Source organism: Bacteroidota bacterium (assembly GCA_005882315.1).
In the GTDB taxonomy this organism is placed as follows: Bacteria; Bacteroidota; Bacteroidia; order Chitinophagales; family Chitinophagaceae; genus VBAR01.
In genome coordinates this window covers 1,132,671-1,151,322 of sequence record VBAR01000001.1, presented here as the reverse complement: position 1 = coordinate 1,151,322, position 18,652 = coordinate 1,132,671, and the positions used below count along the sequence as shown (strand labels likewise).

At 38.7% G+C, this 18,652-nt stretch carries 12 protein-coding genes; 4 read left to right on the top strand and 8 right to left on the bottom strand.

The window, feature by feature from the left end; genetic code table 11:
• The first annotated feature begins 1 nt into the window (after window position 1).
• From E6H07_04720 to E6H07_04710, 3 genes are all read left to right on the top strand, one after another.
• Window positions 2-733, top strand: coding sequence for a 2-phosphosulfolactate phosphatase (locus E6H07_04720; protein ID TMI65232.1), 732 nt, complete (start codon window positions 2-4; stop codon window positions 731-733).
• 219 nt (window positions 734-952) lie between these two features.
• Window positions 953-4,711: a DEAD/DEAH box helicase gene (locus tag E6H07_04715; protein ID TMI65231.1), complete on the top strand. Its 3,759-nt coding sequence runs from the start codon at window positions 953-955 to the stop codon at window positions 4,709-4,711.
• 167 nt (window positions 4,712-4,878) lie between these two features.
• Entirely contained in the window at window positions 4,879-7,806 is a 2,928-nt protein-coding gene (locus tag E6H07_04710) for a hypothetical protein (GenBank protein TMI65230.1), read from the top strand.
• 83 nt (window positions 7,807-7,889) lie between these two features.
• Here E6H07_04710 and E6H07_04705 read toward each other — a convergent pair whose 3' ends face one another.
• From E6H07_04705 to E6H07_04670, 8 genes are all read right to left on the bottom strand, one after another.
• Complete coding sequence (locus tag E6H07_04705; protein TMI65229.1) at window positions 7,890-9,347, bottom strand: SET domain-containing protein-lysine N-methyltransferase; 1,458 nt, start codon at window positions 9,345-9,347, stop codon at window positions 7,890-7,892.
• Between the two features lie 11 nt (window positions 9,348-9,358).
• Window positions 9,359-10,462: a hypothetical protein gene (locus E6H07_04700; GenBank protein TMI65228.1), complete on the bottom strand. Its 1,104-nt coding sequence runs from the start codon at window positions 10,460-10,462 to the stop codon at window positions 9,359-9,361.
• A 5-nt stretch (window positions 10,463-10,467) separates the two neighbouring features.
• The gene (locus E6H07_04695; GenBank protein TMI65227.1) at window positions 10,468-10,983 is read right to left on the bottom strand and encodes an SET domain-containing protein; all 516 of its coding nucleotides are present in this window, start codon (window positions 10,981-10,983) and stop codon (window positions 10,468-10,470) included.
• A gap of 206 nt (window positions 10,984-11,189) precedes the next feature.
• Window positions 11,190-11,576, bottom strand: coding sequence for a RidA family protein (locus E6H07_04690; GenBank protein TMI65226.1), 387 nt, complete (start codon window positions 11,574-11,576; stop codon window positions 11,190-11,192).
• A gap of 4 nt (window positions 11,577-11,580) precedes the next feature.
• Entirely contained in the window at window positions 11,581-12,291 is a 711-nt protein-coding gene (locus E6H07_04685; protein TMI65225.1) for a 3'-5' exonuclease, read from the bottom strand.
• A gap of 125 nt (window positions 12,292-12,416) precedes the next feature.
• Entirely contained in the window at window positions 12,417-13,499 is a 1,083-nt protein-coding gene (locus E6H07_04680; protein ID TMI65224.1) for a mannose-1-phosphate guanylyltransferase, read from the bottom strand.
• Between the two features lie 69 nt (window positions 13,500-13,568).
• Window positions 13,569-15,044 (bottom strand): hypothetical protein, encoded by a 1,476-nt coding sequence (locus tag E6H07_04675; protein ID TMI65223.1) that lies wholly within the window; start codon window positions 15,042-15,044, stop codon window positions 13,569-13,571.
• Complete coding sequence (locus E6H07_04670) at window positions 15,045-16,007, bottom strand: KpsF/GutQ family sugar-phosphate isomerase (protein ID TMI65222.1); 963 nt, start codon at window positions 16,005-16,007, stop codon at window positions 15,045-15,047.
• A gap of 331 nt (window positions 16,008-16,338) precedes the next feature.
• On the opposite strand from E6H07_04670, the gene recQ reads away from it, so the two are divergent.
• Entirely contained in the window at window positions 16,339-18,639 is a 2,301-nt protein-coding gene (gene recQ, locus E6H07_04665) for a DNA helicase RecQ (protein TMI65221.1), read from the top strand.
• The last annotated feature ends 13 nt before the right edge of the window (window positions 18,640-18,652 follow it).

Genomic DNA, 18,652 nt, shown 5'->3' with positions numbered 1-18,652 from the left:
GATGAGTGAAACCAAACCTTCATTGCACACCTGTCTTTCTCCAGCCCTTTTGCATTTATATGATGTGAGCAACAGCATTGTCGTGATCATTGATATTTTACGGGCAACATCTACAATTGCAACAGCATTGAACAACGGTGCAAAATGTGTAATACCGGTGGACAGTGTAAGCCGCTGCATTGAACTCGGTAAACAGATTGACGGCATCACTGCCGGTGAGAGAGATGGTAAAGTAGCCGAAGGCCTGAAACATGGCAACTCTCCGTTTGAATATCCAACTGATTTTATCGGAAACAAAACCCTGGTGCTTACCACCACTAATGGAACAAGACTTTTACAAATGGCATTGGATAAAAATGCACATGGAATTATCACCGGAGCATTTGTGAATCTTTCAGCAGTTTGCGATTACCTGGTTGAAATGAAACAAAACGTAATTCTCGGATGTGCTGCATGGAAAGACAAAGTGAATCTCGAAGACAGTTTGTTTGCAGGCGCAGTAATTTCAAGAATAAGAAAACACTTTATTATTAATTGCGATTCATCACACATGGCAGAAGCTTTATATAAAAGCGGGGAAAAAGATTTGTTTGAGTTTATGAAACAAAATGAAGCCTCACATTATCATCGTCTCATGGGCTTTGGTTTAGAAAAAGATATACGCTATTGCCTTACTGCTGATGGGGCTAATGTTTTACCGATTTATAAAGAAGGTAAGCTGGCAGTGAAATGATCTTATTAAAACAAAAAAGATATCGGAGTTGAGCCAAAAAAAGCATACAAGTTAAAGAAATTCTCTCACTGAAATACTGATAAAAAATTATTTTTTATTTCTTCCGTTTTCTCAGGAAATCCGCTTTTCATTCCCCTATATTTGTCGGTTACCCTTTTCATGATTGAAGTGAAAATGTGTTTTAAAATCTTCAATCAAAACCTTAAATACTAAATCGTTTTGGCCCTACCGCATCTTGTAAAATACGTTTACACACATGGCACCGATGAAGTGATCCGCCGCGGAAAAAAAATTCATGCAATCGGGTTTGCTGAACTTGCAGAGTATGATGATTTGTTTGGCTCTGCAGTGTTTCGGGTGAAAGATGATATCTATTCCACTTTTTATAAAGTATATATTCAAAAGATAAAAGATCCGAAAGGACTTTCGGTTCGTTGTACATGTCCGTATAACCTGGGTGATATCTGCCGGCACGAAGCGGCATCTTTGTTGCAATTGCAGGATATGATAGACAGGGGCCAATTGCAGGCAGAAGATAAAAAATACGATCAGCGGCATACGGTTGCAAAAATGAAAACCATTGATCTGAAAAACCTGAGGATGCTGTCATCACAGGAATCAATGGCGGAAGCAGAAACGTTCTTACGTAGTCATAAAGCAAAGATCGAATATGCAGAAAATGAAACAGTGAAAGCATCTGTTACATTAAATGGCGAAGCACTTACGGTAATCATCCGCAAGAATGATGAAAGAAATTTTGATACCAGTTGCGATTATGTGGATGAAGACCATCCGATCTGTTTACCCAAGTTGATCGTTTTTCTTCAATTGCTGCAGGCTTACGGCGCCAATTATTTTGATAGTATCCGTAACTGGGATAAGGAAAAAAATAAGTTGCTTGAGTTGTATGGTTATTCACTCAAAGATGATCTGAAAGGTAAGTTTGAATTTATTTATAAAGAAGGAAAACCATTTCTGCGGGTATTAGATACTTCCATAAAAAGGGTAACACCTGTAATAGCGCCACCAAGACCCGCTTATATGGATCCGCCGGTTGTAAAAGAAGTGGCAGTAGCTGAAGAAAAGCCGGAGGAAAAAATCTTACAAAAATTTGGAGCTGTTTTTAACTTTAATAAAAAGACCTATCCTTTTTTTACAGTTGATCTGATCACAGGCGAATCGAATGATACAGGAACTGCATTCACCGGTAAAGTAGAAAAGTTGGATATAACCCGATTCGTGGAAACAGATAGTATCCATGAGCAAGATAAGATCTTGCTTTCCTTGGTAAGAAAATTACAGGAGCAGGAGATCGATAAATATATCAGCCGTAATTCACCGTTCGCCGGCATCTGGGAAAACATAATTCACCATGAAGATGATGATCTGCCCGCAGAAACGAAAGAGCTGATGACGGAATATCTTTTTCCCAAGTTGAAAAAACTGATTGAGGATTCAACAGAGAATAAACTCATTTTTATTTTACATAAAGGTAAGCCTTTTAAAACAAGCAGCCTTGAACAATTGCATTTATCTCCTGACCTGGCTACGCCGCATTTTTTTGTAAAGAAAAATTCTCACTATACTGTTTCCTGCCGTATTGATACAGGAACATTACAGTTTGACCTGGAAGATAACGAAAGCCCATGCCCATTATTTTTTCTCTACAATAATCAACTGCATTTATGGAAACATCATGATGTAGTGGAGAAGATCGACAAATTTCATCCTGAAGGAAAAATAACTGTGACATCAGAAGACTGGGCAAAAACATTGAACCAGTTTTTATTGCCATTGGCAAGAGAATACAAAGTAGATTTTGACAGATCTATAGTACAGGAAGTGAAGGAAGGAGTGCCTGAAACAAAATTGTATTTACAGGAGAAAGGAGAGTTTCTCGTTTTTCAACCCATGTTTACTTACAAGGGCTATGAAACCCGGGCCAAGGACAGGGATGAAGTCGTCGTATCACAAGGAGAAAAGGTTTTGATTGTACGACGCAACCGCGAAGCAGAAAATGCATTTATTGATAAACTCAGGAATCTCCATTCCAATTATGTTTTTAATGAAGATAACCAGAGCCTTGTATTGAAAGGAACAGATGTACTGCGCAACAACTGGTTCTTTTTATTTGTAGATGCAATGAAGGAGCATAAAATTCCTGTGTATGGATTTGAAGCACTAAAGAATTTCCGTTTCAATACGGCGAAACCCAAAACACAGATATTTATCAGCAACAACACAGATTGGTTTGATGCAAAAGTGAATATTATTTTCGGCGACCAGCATGTAACGGTGGATGAGGTGAAAAGAGCATTGGCCAACAAGCAACAGTTTGTACAATTAGACGATGGCACACTGGGCATATTACCGGAAGAATGGATAAAAAAATATTCATTGCTTTTCCGGGTAGGAGAAGGAAAAACAAATTCATTGAAGCTTTCACACTATCATGTAAGTGTAATTGATGAGCTGTATGACCAACGTGATGAAGCGGAACTGATATTTAAGCTGGAAGAAAAATATGAGAAGCTGCGGCAACATAATAATATCACACCTATTGAACCACCTGCAGGTGTGAAGGATATATTGCGGCCTTACCAGTTAGCAGGTTACCAATGGCTCAATTACCTGACTGAAGTAAATTGGGGCGGCATACTGGCAGATGATATGGGTTTGGGTAAAACGGTGCAGGCCCTTTCTTTTTTGGAGCATTATAAAAGTGAAAACAAAAAAATGAATGCACTGGTAGTTTGTCCAACTACACTTATTTATAACTGGGAAAATGAAATAAAAAAATTCACCCCTTCACTTACTTATTATATCCATCATGGCCCATTGCGTATAAGAGACAGAGAAAAAATGATGGAGAAAGATATTGTCATTACAACTTATGGTACGCTACGAAGTGATATAAAACTGCTTGTGAGTATTCCGTTGGATTATGTGATACTGGATGAAAGCCAGGCAATCAAGAATCCATCAAGCAAAGTAACTAAAGCAGCCACCCTGCTGAATGCAAAGCATCGCCTGTGCATGAGTGGTACACCATTGCAGAATAACACTTTTGATATTTATGCGCAGATGAATTTTCTGAACCCTGGTATGTTGGGCAGTATGGAATATTTCAAACAGGAATTTGCTATACCAATTGATAAACTCGGTGAAGTGGAATATAAAATTCACCTGAAGAAACTACTCTATCCCTTTATTCTCAGAAGAACAAAAGAGCAGGTGGCAAAAGATTTACCCGAAAAACAGGAAATGATACTCTGGTGTGAAATGGAAGATGAACAACGCAGCATTTATGATGCCTACAGAAACGATTTTCGTGACAAGATATTGGGAACAATTAATGAACAGGGCATTCATCGTTCGCAGCTTACCATTTTACAAGGGTTGATGAAGTTGCGCCAGATCTGCGATTCACCGGCGATACTGAATGAGCAGGAAAAATTTGAAAATCATTCTATCAAACTGGATGAGCTGGCAAGAGAGCTGGTGGAAAATATCGGCGATCATAAGGCATTGATCTTTTCACAATTTCTGGGGATGCTGGCATTGATCAGAAAAAAACTGGAAGAGCTGGGAATAAAATATGAATACTTCGACGGCAGCACAACGGCGCCGGATCGAGAAAAAGCGATCCAGAGTTTTCAGAACGATGATGAGAAAAGAGTATTTCTTATTTCTTTAAAAGCGGGGGGTGTGGGTTTGAACTTAACCGCTGCTGATTATGTATATATCGTTGATCCCTGGTGGAACCCGGCTGTAGAGCAACAGGCTATTGACCGAACACACCGTATCGGGCAAACAAAAAATATTTTCGCCTACCGAATGATATGTAAGGACACTATTGAAGACAAGATCATTCAGCTACAGGAAAAGAAACGGGCACTGGCTAGGGAGCTCATTACAGACGATACCACATTTGTGAAGTCACTTACCAAAGAGGATGTTGAGTATTTGTTTAGTTAACCAACATTTCTTACATATAGATATCTCTAAATTTTTTGACGGAAAGTGCTGAAAATCCGGCCGATAAAGCCACTTGCACATCAATATCACCACCTATCCGTAATCTATGCTCAGGTGCAGGGATTTTCACGACCTCACGTCTAATTTCGTAGCCAATTAATAATATTATGAAGAAGATTACGGTTTTGTCGTTATTTATGTCGTTGTTTTTCACTGGGTTTGCTCAAAAACTGGATGGTGTAATTAAAGGGAAGCTGACTGATACAGCAGCTAAGGCTCCGGTTACTGAAGCCACAGTTTCTGTACTGAGTGCAAAAGACTCAAGCCTCACAACATTTTCCATAACAGATAAAAAAGGTGGGTTTGAATTCACCGGGTTGGAATACGGAGATTACGAAGTAGTGATCACCCACGGCAGTTTTGAAACAATTAGAAAAAAAATTAGCCTGTCATCATCAACAAAAACAATTGACCTCGGTAACCTGATCGCAGAGAAAGCCTATAAAAAACTGGGCGAAGTGGTGGTAAGCACCGAATCGCCGGTGATAATGAAAGGTGATACTGTTCAGTTTAAAGCCGATGCTTTCAGAACAAAACCCAATGCAACAGTAGAAGATCTATTGAAAAAAATTCCCGGAACAGAAGTGGATAAAGATGGCGTTGTAAAAACGCAGGGTGAACAGGTACAGAAAATATATGTAGATGGGAAGGAGTTTTTTGGTAATGATCCCAAGATGGCAACAAAGAACCTGACAGCAGATATGGTGGAAAGTGTCCAGGTATTTGATGATATGAGTGACCAGGCGAAGTTTACCAAAGTAGATGATGGAAGCCGTACAAAAGCGATCAACATTAAACTGAAAGCAGATAAAAAGAAAGGTGTATTTGGAAGAGCAACGGCAGCAGTGGGTAGCGATGAAAGGTATGAAGGCAATGCAAGTATCAATAAGTTCAATGGTAATAACAGGATATCCTTATTGTTTAATGCAAATAACATAAACAAGCAAGGTTTTTCTTTCAATGATATCATCAGCAGCATGGGCGGTGGTGGCGGCGGAAATTTTGGCGGCGGCGGCGGCGGTGGCGCCGGTGGGGGTGGCTTTGGCGGAACAGGAATGAATGTTTCCGGCGGTCGCGGAGGTTTTGGTGGCTTTGGCGGCGGTGGCTCATCAACCGGCATAACTAAAACACTGGCAACGGGAGTTAACTATAATAACGAATGGAAAAAAATAAAAGTAAGCGGTAGCTATTTCTTTTCACGTACCAATAATGACCAGGAACAAAATTCTTACAGGCAAACATTTTTTGCCAATGACTCAATCTCAAAATTGACCCGGGATGTAAGATCTAATAATATTAATCAGAACCACCGGTTTAATGTCCGTGTAGAATATGCGATCGATTCTATGAACTCTATACTGTATTCTACTAACCTTACATTACAGCATTCAGAGAACTACAGCGATGATACATCCTTCGTTTATTCAAGTTCGCCAATAAAAGAATACCTGGCACAAACCAGCCGTACAAATAATACAAACGAAAGAGACGGTGTAAACTGGAGTAATAATTTTTTATATCGTAAAAAATTCAAAAGAATAGGACGTACCGTTACTTTGGGCTTGACTAACAGCATTAACTCAAGCGAAAGCGATGCGTTTAATAAAACACCTTATGTGTTTTATGATTCTGATGGCAATATTATCAGGACACAAAACCAAAATCAAAACAGTAGCCAGGAAACAAAATCGAATAATAATGTACTCAGCCTTTCTTATACTGAACCGGTAGGACTTAATAAGTTATTGGAATTTAATTATGCTTATACCAACAACAAAAGCCAATCAGATAAAGAGACATGGAACTATAATAACACATCGGGTAAATATGATGATCCCAATCTGCTGTTGACAAATGATTTCGACAATACATTTACAGCTAATCGTTTTGGCGCCAATTTCCGGGTACAGGAGAAAAAATACAATTACCAGGTTGGATTAGGTGTACAGCAAAGCCAGTTGAAGAGTTTAAGTTACCAGGCCGCAACAGCAAAAGATTCTTTGATAATCAATGATGCAGTAAACTTTTTCCCGCAGGCAAGTTTCAATTATACACCGAGCCGCACTAAGAACTTTCGAGTTAATTATCGCGGCCGTACTAACCAGCCAACTGTAAACCAGTTACAGAATGTGCGTGATGTATCTGATCCGCTCAACCAAAAGATCGGTAACCCGGATCTTGACCAGGAATTCACTCATACATTCGGCAGCAACTTTAATACGTTTAATATGCAGAAGTTCAGGTTCATTGCCTTTGGTGTGAATTTGTCTGTAACGGATAATAAAATTGTAAATAGTATTGACTATGTATCTTCAAACCCAATACTCCAGAATTCGCCGCAGATAACATTGACCAAGCCGGTAAATATTGATGGCAACTATTCAGGTTTCTCTTACCTCACTTTTGGGTTTCCGTTCAAAAGCAAAAAACTAAAGGGATCAAGCCTGAACTTTAATACCAATTTTTCATACAACCATGATGTGAGTTTAATAGATGAGGAGAAAAATCTAGGCAAAACAATGGTGTTAGGACAGAGTGCAGGTATCAATTTCAATATCGCCGAGAAATTTGATTTTGGCGCTAACCTGAACGTATCCTATAACAATATAAATTATTCGATCAGCGAACAGCAGAATGAAGATTATTTCTCCCAAACCTATTCGGTGGATATGACCTACCAGTTTAAAGGCAACTTTATCCTTTCAACTGATGTTGATTATTATATCAACAGTGGTCGTTCAGATGGATTCAATCAAAATATTCCATTGTGGAATGCGAGTATAGGCAAACAAGTGTTTAAAAATAAGGCAGGCGAAATAAAAATTTCTGTCAACGATATCCTTAACCAGAACCAGAGCATTACCCGTACCAATGGCGACAACTATATACAGGATACAAGAAGTGTAGTACTCAAACGTTATGTTATGTTCAGCTTTATGTATAACCTGAATCGTATGGGTGGTAACCAACAAGGCGGAATGCAGGGAATGCCACGGTTCATGCAACGCAATATGAGAGATATGCGTGTCAACTAACTAAAGCCCGATGAAAGACATATAAACAAACACCCCGATAATATCGGGGTGTTTTGTTTGTTCGCAGTTAGTATTGGTTGTACTTAGTTTTGTTTTGCTTTTGCCCTTGTTTTTGTTTTCATTCGTTTTTCTCTCTCTGTTACAGAATTGTTTGGCAATCCCATGATAAGGCCACGACAATTTTCCGATTTGCAATTGCAATGGAAAGGCTCCATGCTTTTATCCAGGAACTGTGCATAGTCAAGCGTCAACTCCTCCCCTTTTCTAATAGTACGAAGTGTAACAACATTTAATCCATCATACATACAGTTAGCATCACAGCTATGATTTTGTGGGGCCCATTCTGTTGGATCGTTATCCCAAATGATAAAGACCTCTTTACTGATGGGGTATGCGTAGCGGCGGAAATGTTCCTGTTCTTTTTCGCCCCAGTTATCTTTTATATGGCGATGCGTAACGAGACGTTGCGGTCTTTCTTCCCCATTGAAGATTATTTCGCCGGAAGGGATAGCACGGTTGGCATAAATGCCAAAGCCTGAAATAGAATTTCCCTTTACATCATATGCTTTTTGCTTACGCTGGTGGCGGTTGATGGCTTCTTTAATAATATGCTTTAAAAATCCTGCTTGTCCGATTCCGTCAAACTTTAAAATAAAATCAGCGGAACCTTCGAGACCATCGCTGTAAAATACAGAACAGGTAAAATTTACTTCTAAAAAATAGATCTCATTTTTATCATTTACCCTGAAATCCATACGGCCATAACCTACTGCACCAAAGCCAAGGAATATCTTTCTTGCATCTTCTTTCAGTCTTTCTTCCAACTCAGGATCATTACAGGGAAAATTACAATCGGGATGCAGCTCGGAAGTTTTGAGTGAATAGGTTTTGAACTCTCTTCCTTTCGGAAATTTATATTCAACCGGCTTGAAAGCAACACAATCCTTTTCATTTTCAGGATGGGCAGCCACTAAAACAGTAAACTCCCTGCCTGCAATATATTCTTCAATTAGTATCGGGCCGTAATCATCAATAATAGAAGCAACCTTGTTTGTTAACTCCTCTTTATTTTTTACCAGCGATTTTTCGTCCACCCCAATACTATCGCCAATATGTGCAGGTTTTACAAACAATGGATACTTTAAACCTTTAATTGATTTATCCAACTCATCCATTGAATTGATCAACGCATAAGCCGGAATCCTTACACCTTCGCAATAAGCCACATATTTCATAAGCCTTTTAGGTACATCAAATAGTTTTGTACCCGGGCCGGTAATAGGCAGGTTCAGCATTTCTGCATTGAAATAAACATCATAACCGGGAGTTTCCCAGTCAGGATAACCCTCACAAAGGTTTACAAATACATCATAACCTTTTTTGCTAAGCTCTTTTAGTTGCTTATAAGTTGTCAGTTTGCTGACGAGGACATGATCCATTTGTGCATCTGGCATCAGGTGCTGCAGGTTGCGAACGGGATCCCAGTCTTTGTAATCAACAGTACTGTGCGAATAATCGGGTTGTAAGACACAAATTTTCATGCAGAATTTATTTAGTTAATTCCTCTTCTTATCAATGCATCCTGTAAAACTTCAAATACAAGTTGAGTATATGATTTACCAGTGAAACGCAGAATGGCACCGATAGAAGTATAGTCTTCATCTTCGCTTAACCCACATTGAGCATTTACTTCCAATAAATACAGCTTGCCGGTTTTTTCATCCATTCTTATATCAATACGGGCATAACCGGTACCACGAACAGCGCAATACGCATCAAGACTCACCTGTTTTAGCTTTTCAGCCATGGCTATATCGACGCCGCTATAGTTATAGAAGTTTCCATTCTCTGGCATCGGTGTTTCATCTTCATAAATTTCCCAAAGCCTGTCAAATGACAAAAACCGTTCATGCGCCGGTAATGACTCATGAAATATTCTTTCAACCGGTTCGTATACGATACATTTTTCAGGATGCGTATAAGACCCGATGATAAATGAAGTAAACTCGGGGCCTGTAATAAATTGTTCTGCAAACAAACCGCCTGTGGTTAATTGCCATCCCCGGTAACCCTGGTTGAGTTCTTCTACCCTTGCACGCAGTTCATCATCATTGTTCACTACATTTTTTACAGATACACCCATACTACCGCCTGATATGGCTGGTTTAATAAGAACGGGAGTGCCGATAGCTTCACATAAACCGGTTAAGGAACCATTAGTTCCGCTAATCACCTTCCATGCGGCATTAGGAACGCCGGCCTGATCAAATGCTTCTTTCATCGGGATCTTTGAAGTAGTTACATCATAGAAATAAGCATTGGAGCCGGTATAGATAAACTTCTTTTCTTCTAAATAATTAATAACGGATACGCCGGGTGTGCCGTTTATTTCATCACCATCGCAGAGATTCATTATTAATGGTGTCTTACCGTTCGATTGCGAAAGAATGGAGTCAATAACCTTTTTATAGTCCTGCATGGTTACAGGCTGCCAGGTCCAGTCGGCTTTCAACTCATTAAATACTTTGGTGTATTCGCTGAGGCTATGACTGAAATCATAATAATGTTTCAGGTTGGGGTCATCCGTTTCCAGGAATGGAAATAAAACCCAGATCTTGTATTCTTGGAACGGCGTATTGAACGAATCACTTACCATAACTTCTACTTCGACAACTTCTGCGACTGATGCTCTTTTAGCTTTTGTTGAATAAAACTGGTAAACCGGTAATTTTTCAACACCTTCTTTGGCAGGTACATAGCGCCTTGTATTTTACCCATACAATTGCTTTGCTGGCAAAGACAATTGAAAGGTTGCGCCATATCCCATTCGGTAGAAGGATAAAAATAACCGAGTTCATCACCGGTTTCAATAGGACGAACACAAATAACTTTCATCTGGTCGAGATCGAAGCACACATTCGGATTGCAGCTATGATTGATATACTGCAAATGTTCCGGCTGCAACATGAAGTGTTCAGTATCGCTTAACTGAACAGTAAGATAAGTTGGCTGATTTAAAATTCTTCCGGTAGATAAGTCGCAGATAGTATCTCCCGGTTTAAATGCCTTAGTGGCAAAGAATGATTTCTGGCCATCAAGAGGATTGAGCCAAACTTCGCCGAAATGATGTGTGCTGATAAGTTGTGACGAGTGTACAACGGAGGCAGCTGTAGTCATAAATAATTTAATTGGGTTAGTAAGAGGGAATTAGTTTAACAATGTTAATGATAATATTTATTGTAAAGAAATTATAAACAACTTATTTATTAGAAGATATTCAATAATGTGAATAAGCTGTCAATTACATCGATCGTCAAAACCAATTTTTATAGCGATCAATGATGGATATGATAACGATTGTTAAGGTTAATGCTATAGTAAGTTCAACTAATAATAGCTGTTGCTTCTATCTCGATAAGATACTCAGAAGAGATCAGTTTACTTACTTCTACCATCGTAGTACATGGTTTTATACTCTTAAAAAATTCACCGTGAGCTTTACCATATTCTTCCCAGCGACTGATATCGGTAACAAATAGGCGGGTTCTTACTACATCATTCAATGATGCACCGGCTTTTTGTAATACGGCTTCTATCTTCTGAATGATAAACCTTGTTTGCTCATAAGCATTATTGCCACCAACAAGATTGCTATTATCATCCACTGCAACAGTACCGGTTACTTCAATAGTATTGCCCATTTTAACAGCACGGCTATAGCCAACAATGTCTTCCCATTTGGCACCGGAGGAATAATTAGTTCTTTGCATACGTTTATTTATAGATGATATTATCTTTTTTGATCAGGGGTTCATGATTCATCCTTAGAAATATCTGGGCCAGCGTAACAACATCTTTCTGGCAATAAGTAACGATCCGCTGCAAGTCTTTGTCATTCCAGTATACAGTCCACACCATACTGCCATCGATATCATCTTTTGAAGTAGGAACTCCCAAACTATGGGCAAGCAGGTTTAAAGAAGTATAAGATTTAAAGTCGCCAAACTTCCAGAGCTCTAATGTATCAAGATGATTTACTTCCCATGGCTTTTTACCTGAAACATTAAGAATATGGGGAATAGGAATTTCATTAATAACCAACCGGCGGCAGAGATAGGGAAAGTCAAACTCCTTTCCATTATGAGCACAAAGCCATTTCTGTTCTTTGGCCGACCATTTAGTCAGCATATCACAGAACTCGGCCAGTAAGATCTTTTCATTATCACCATAAAATGATTTGAGGCTGATATTTTTCTGTTCACCTTCACCGGTAATAAAACCACAACCAATACAAATGATCTTGCCAAACTCTGCATAGATGCCGGCTCTTGAATAGATTGACTCAGGTGTTTCCGCTTCTTTATTCCGGATAAGATAACCGGCTTTAATATCCCAAAGCTCTTTCCAGTCTTTTGATAAAGAATTATAATCCGAATGTTGGGGAACTGTCTCAATATCGAGGAAAAGGATGCTGGCAAAATTCATAAGCCTGATTTACGGGTTGGTTAAGGTGTGGGTTGCTAATTCATTTCAAGTTAATGAAAAATGCCCAACCATTAATTGAGGCCGGGCATTTCATCAGCTAAGTTTCAAATCAACCAATCCGCACATCAGAGATGCTTATCTCCTTTATTCCTCTTCACTTCCGCTACATAGTCTTTTATATCTTGTTCGTTTTCTTTTTTACAGATGAGGAGTACATCTTTTGTATCAACGATTATAAAATCTTCCAGTCCTTGTAATAAAACCAATTTATTATCCGGTGCATGCACAACACAGCGGTTGGCCTGCATTATCATTACATTCTTTCCGGTAACTGCATTTTCAAGATAATCCTTCTGCATATTATCCCATGCACTGTTCCAGGTACCGAGGTCACTCCAGCCAAATGAAGCCGGCATTACAAATACATTCGACGCTTTTTCCATTACGGCCACATCAATGGATATATTAGTGCATTGAGGATAAATTTCATTCACTGCCTCTTCTTCATCTGGCGTATTGAATTTATCTTTTTCAGCAGCGAACAATTCATATAATTCCGGTTCATATTGCTCCAAACCATCAATGATCCTGTCCACTTTCCAAATAAAGATGCCTGCATTCCAGAGAAAGTCACCACTGGCTACAAATGTTTTGGCCAGTTCAAGATTAGGTTTTTCTGTAAATGTTTTTACTTTAAAAAAATTTGGAGCTGCTTCTATTGCGTCATGCTGAATGTATCCATATCCTGTATTCGGTGAGGTGGGTTGTACGCCAATTGTAATAAAAGCATTCATATGGTTTACAAAATCCAAACCTTTCTTACACAGTTCAGCAAATTTTGCATCATCCAGTATCAGGTGATCAGATGGTGCAACAATCAATGATGCTTTCGGGTCTTTGTTTAGGAGTTTAAAAGAAATATAAGCTACACAAGGCGCTGTGTTCTTCCGGCTTGGCTCTGCTACAATATTTTCATGTGGTAGATGTGGCAATTGTTTTTTTACTTCATCGATATATTCTTTCAGTGTAACTACAAAAATATTTTCAGGAACAATGAACTTTGCAAACCGGTCATAAGTTTGCTGAATCATTGTTTTACCTGTACCTAATATGTCAAGAAACTGTTTAGGATGTGCAGTACGGCTGAGTGGCCAGAAACGGCTGCCGATGCCACCGGCCATTATCGCTACGTATTGATGTTTTTTCATTCCCTGTGTCCTCTCAGATGGCTAATTTTTTTTCCGCATCAAATGTATAAACATAAACTAACTAAACACTCATTGTTTTATTAAAAGGCTGTCATTTATATACACTTGCTGCCGGTCTTCATTTTTTATAAAAGATTCATAAGTATCTGCAACGATATAATCAGGGATCATTCCTCGTCCTGTTTTTTTATCGCCATTGGTATAAATCATTTTAGCAAAAGGAAATTCAAACTCAAAACCCGTTTTGGGTAATTGATATTTTATTGTTCTGAATCCATTGCCGGAATGTGTACCACCTGCTGTTTCTACACCTATTACTTTGGCATTAGCAGTTTTTTTTGCTAAATGCGCAAAATAAGAGGCAGCAGAATTTACCTGCCAGTTGGTAATGATATAAACATTGCCGTTAAAACGGAATTTATCAGGTTCCCATGTTTTTAATGAAGTATCTTTCAAATGCTGAACCCGGTTTCCTACCCGTTCAAATTCTTCACGCAACTTGCCGTTTACAAAATCCACGTCCGATGGACCAAATCGTTGCGATAAATATTCTTCATAAGGAACAAATTTTACACGGGAGAACACTTCCTTATATTCGGCAAACTTAACAGGGCTTAAATAAGAATTTAATAAAAAGCAATAATATAAATATCCACCGCCGTTTTCACGCAGATCAATCACCAGGTTTTTTATATCCCCTCTTCTTTTTAATAACTCAAATGAGTTTTTCAGAAAGGCATTAAAGGCTATTTGCTTATTTACAGATTCGAATTCAAAAGTGGCGAGCCGGAGTGTAGCCTTCTTCAATGTATCGTCAATGATCAGCGAATAGTCAACATCTGTTGCATCTTTATAATATTTATTCTCCTGGCGAAAAGTCAGATCATCATAACTCAACGCATTTAGTATAACTGTACGTTGCTTACCGGAACTATCTTTTACAGAAACGGTGAACTGTTTATTGCCGCCAAATTTCATAAAATATTCATAGCCGAAATCAGCACTGGCCATGTATTGCTGTGTTTCTCTTTTAAAGCCTTCAACCGGGTTGTAAAACATTAATGAATCAAGAATGCCGGCAGCAGGAGTATTATTTATTTTTAATATCTCAGTGCCATGGGGCAGGTTACTATCGCCGGTATAGTTTACCAGTAATTTATCCTCAACCTTTAATACAGGCAACGGGAAAAATAAAGCCCGGTCAAATAAATTTTCGCTGACAGATGCAGGTAATGAAACAGTAGAATGAGAACATCCGATCTCATTAGTGATGAAATAAAGTTTATTAAAAAACTCACGATAAGTAATTCCTTTGTTAATAGTGGCGCCAATACTGTCAAAAATTGTTTCTATTCTTTTTTTGGGTAGGTATGAGTACAGGGAAGGATGTGCTTTTTCGATTATAGTTCTGAATAGTTTAAAATCTTCTTTGGCTTTGTAAGAAGGAATTTTAGATGCAGCAGGGTCTTTCTCCTTTACATCATAATTAACGCAGGAGGAAAAGAATATAACAATGAGAAAAATGAAACAGGATGATCTTTTCATTTAAATAAGGCCTTCTTTGACTAAATCATGCAAATGAATAATGCCAAGATATTTGTTTCCGTCAGTAACTATTAGTTGTGTGATCTCTTTTTTCCGCATCAGGTCCAGCGCATCTACCGCCAGTTCATCAGGGCTTATTGTTTTCGGATTAGCAGACATTACATCTTTGGCTGTTATTGCGTCGAGTGAACCACCTTTCTCCAGCATTCGTCTTAAATCTCCATCGGTAATAATGCCGAGTAAATTAGTTGAATCATCTATTACGGCAGTTACTCCCAAACGCTTACCCGTCATTTCAACGATTACTTCTTTTAATGTCTGTGTTGGTTTAACAGATGGCTTTTCATTGTCTTTGTATAGATCATCAACTCTTAAATAGAGTTTTTTTCCTAAAGAGCCACCGGGATGGAATTTTGCGAAATCATCAGTGCTGAAACCATTCATCTCCATTAAGGAAACGGCTAATGCATCACCCATTACTAATTGTGCTGTAGTGCTTGTTGTAGGCGCCAGGTTATTCGGGCAAGCCTCCTGTTCAACAGTTGTGTTTAAAATAATATCAGCATGTTTGGCTAAGTAAGAATCAATATTACCAATCATACCGATAATCGTATTGCCAAAATTCTTTATTAATGGAAGTAATACTTTTATCTCGGGGCTGTTGCCGCTTTTGCTGATAATAATAATAACATCATTTTGCTGAACAGCACCCAAATCACCATGAATAGCATCTGCTGCATGTAAGAATGAAGCAGGAGTGCCGGTTGAATTTAATGTAGCTACGATCTTTTGTGCAATGATGGCACTCTTTCCTATACCGCTGATAACCACACGACCTTTTGTTGTTGAAATAGCATTAACTGCTTTCTCAAAATCATCATTGATAAAAGCGGCTAATCCTCTGATGGACTGTGCTTCCTGTTCAATGGTACGAAGGGCTGTTTGTTTAATTGATTCGGGCATAAGGTCCTTTCTAAATATTAAAACGGAGCAAATTTAGAGGATTTACTTAGAAACATTTTTCATTTACCTATTAACAGAATTAATGCAAATAATTCCCGTTTTCATTCGTAAATTCGCTTCCCCCAAAAGCAGGCGGCCGATATGTGTGTGAAAGATGCTTATCCATTTTTAAACCGCTTCATTACTGCCTGTTACATCCAAAACGGTTTTCTGCTTTATAGAGATTTCATTTGCCGTGAATAAAAATTTATTCTGAACCGGCAACTGAAAGAATAAAAATGATTATCTTAAAGAATTGTACATTTTTTAGTGAGCAAGCAAATATTGAGTAATGGGAACATCTACGGTTAAGAAAACTGCTAAACCTAAAAGCAGTAAAGCAACAGTTAAAGAAACAAACGGTGCTAAGCCAGGAACAGCGATAAAAAGGTCAAGCAATAAAAAGTTTGATTTACACGCAGCCCTGCACGAGCATTTCGGCTTTAATAAATTCAAAGGCACACAGGAAAAATCAATTGAATCATTGTTGGCAGGTCGTGATACATTCGTGATCATGCCGACAGGCGGCGGTAAAAGTTTGTGCTACCAATTGCCGGCCATGATTAGCGAAGGCGTTGCCATCATCGTATCTCCATTGATTGCATTGATGAAAAACCAGGTGGACCTTGTGCGTAGCTACAGCAGCCAGGATGATGTGGCGCATTTTCTTAATTCAACACTGAACAAAAAAGAAATAAAGGAAGTTCATGATGATTTAAAGTCTGGTCGCACCAAATTGCTTTATGTAGCGCCGGAAACACTGACCAAGCAGGAAAATCTTGAATTCTTTTCTGACCTCACAATTTCATTCTTTGCAGTAGATGAAGCACATTGTATTTCTGAGTGGGGACATGATTTCCGACCCGAATATAGAAGGTTACGGGAGATGATGATCCAGATAAACCCTGACCTGCCTGTGATTGCGTTGACGGCAACAGCAACACCAAAAGTTCAAAGTGATATTGTCAAGAACCTCGATCTGAATAACCCTAATATTTTTATTTCCTCATTCAACCGTTCTAATCTTTATTACGAGATACAGCCCAAGATAAAAAAATCGCAGACGGATGAAAGTATTGTCCGGTTTATTAAAGGCATGGGCACCAAGAGCGGTATTATTTATGCGCTGAACAGGAAAACAACAGAAGACCTTGCAGATATTTTAACTGCTAACGGAATTAAAGCTGTTGCTTATCATGCCGGTATAGAAGGAAAATTAAGAACAGAAAGACAGGATTTGTTTTTAAATGAAGACGTACAGGTGATATGTGCAACCATCGCATTCGGAATGGGAATTGACAAACCGGATATCAGGTTTGTGATACATTATAATATACCTAAGTCGATAGAAAATTTTTATCAGGAAACCGGCCGTGCAGGCCGTGATGGCTTGGAAGGTCGCTGTATCATGCATTATTCGCATAAGGACGTACATAAACTGGAACACCTGATGCGTGACAAACCGCTTAGTGAAAGAGAAGTGGGCGCACAGTTGATAAATGAAACTGTTGCATTTGCTGAAAGCGGAGTTTGCCGTCGTAAAGTACTGATGAGTTATTTCGGTGAAGAATACACAAAAGAAAATTGTGGAAGCTGTGATAACTGTAAACATCCAAAGGAAAGAATAGAAGCTAAAGAGAATGTAGTGCTTGCTTTGAAAGCAATAAGGGCTTTGGATGAAAGATTTGCTACCGACTACACAGTGAATATTATTATTGGTAAATTAACTCCGCAGATACAGATGTTCCGTCATGAAGGCATTGATGCATTTGCAAGTGGTAATGATCAACCGCCTCATTTCTGGAATTCTTTGATACGTCAAATGCTGCTGGAAGGATTGTTGAAAAAAGATATTGAAGAATACGGGGTGCTGAAGATCACAAAGAAAGGCGAAGACTTTATGAAGAAGCCGAAGTCTTTCAAAATTGTAATGAACAACCTTTATGAAGAAGCAAATGCAGATGATGAAGAAGGTGCAGAAGCAACTGTTGGTGCAGCAGCGGATGACCGATTGTTTGAAATGCTGAAAGAAATTCGTCAGAAGGAAGCAAAGAAAAAATCATTGCCACCATTTGTTATTTTCCTTGAATCGTCACTGCAGGATATGGCAACCATGTATCCCACCAATATTACTGAACTGGAAAAGTGCCAGGGTGTGAGCAAGGGCAAAGCGATGCGTTATGGCAAACCTTTTGTGGACCTGATCAAACAATATGTAGAAGACAATAATATTGAAAGGCCAGATGATTTTGTGATGAAGAGTGTGGTGAATAAAAGCGGGATAAAGGTTTTCATCATTCAGAACATTGACAAAAAAATGCCACTTGAGACCATTGCAAAAAACAAGGATATGAAACTGGAAGAGTTGCTGGAAGAAATGGAAACAATTGCTGCCAGCGGAACCAAGCTCAACCTGAACTATGCGATCGAACAAATGCTGGACGAATATGACCAGCAAGAGATCATTGAATATTTTAAAAGCTGCGAAACATCATCGCTGCAAGTGGCGCTGGACGAACTATCTGAACATAATTTTACCTGGGAACAATTAAAAATTATGCGGATCAAGTTTTTGAGTGAGTACGGAATGTAAATCTTCACTCTTT